General features: G+C 63.4%; 1 protein-coding gene. It reads right to left on the bottom strand.

Going from position 1 to position 992, the window contains the following annotated elements; genetic code table 11:
- On the bottom strand, positions 1-992 hold a 992-nt coding region (locus WS62_RS26910; protein WP_156441159.1), incomplete at both ends, for a type VI secretion system Vgr family protein.

The raw sequence follows: 992 nt of genomic DNA, 5'->3' as shown, positions 1-992 counted from the left end.
GAGCGCGCGGAACTTGACCGCGACGTTGCGGCCCTGCGACGTACTATCCGGTCCGTCCTGAATGAACGTCAGCTCGCTGTTCGTCACGTAGTACCGACGATTGCGCTGCGCGGCAGGATGACCGACGAGCGTGAACGCGCGGCCCGCCGCCAGCGCGCGCGCGTTCGCCTGGCCGACGAGCGTGTGCGATTCCGCCTGGAATGCTTCGAGCCGCAAGCGTGCGAGACGCTCGCCTTGCTCCGGATCGCTGTACCCGGCCGCATAGTCGTAGTACTCGAGCGGAATTCCTTCGAGGCTCGGCTGATCGACCTGCGCATCGCTGTCGAGCTTATTCGACGGCGCGTGATAGTCGAAGTCGCGCAGCGCGACGTTGTTCGACTTGATCCGCCGCGTGCGCTGCAACCGCTGCACGCCTTCGCGCCCCTGAATCGCGCGCGATTCTTCGCCGTCGGGCAGATACTCGAGCTCGTCGTTCGGCAGCGGCAGATCCTCGAACCGCTGCGTATCCGAGATCACGACGACATGACGGTCCTGCTCGTGCTCGACCCAGAAATAGATCCCTTCGTCCTCAAGCAACCGCTTCACGAAGTTCAGATCGGTTTCCTGGAACTGCACGCAGTACTCGCGCGGCTCGTAGCTGCCTTCGAGCTCGAAACGGTAGCCGTTGCGCTGATGCCCCTGGAACACCTGCTCGACGATCTGCGGCACGCTCATGTTCTGGAAAATCCGGCTGTTGCGGTTCTCCGCCAGAAACGACAGCCAGCTCTTCAGCTCCAGCGTGTACGTGTACTGCCCGCTCATCTGCCCCGTGTCGTAGCCGCCGAACACGTGCGTGTTGAACGTTCGCACGTCGCCGCCGCCCAGATCGATGTCCGCCGACAGCGACGAGCCGAGCAGCGCGTCGAAATCCAGGTCCGGGTCGTGGCTCAGCAGTTCCAGCTGATATGACGGCTCCTGCGACAGGTTCTCATGCACCACGAAGCTCAGCGCGA

This window comes from Burkholderia sp. ABCPW 14 (assembly GCF_001523835.1).
Classification (GTDB): Bacteria; Pseudomonadota; Gammaproteobacteria; order Burkholderiales; family Burkholderiaceae; genus Burkholderia; species Burkholderia mayonis.
Note: the sequence above shows the minus strand (reverse complement) of the source record. Positions and strands in the feature narration are given on the sequence as shown.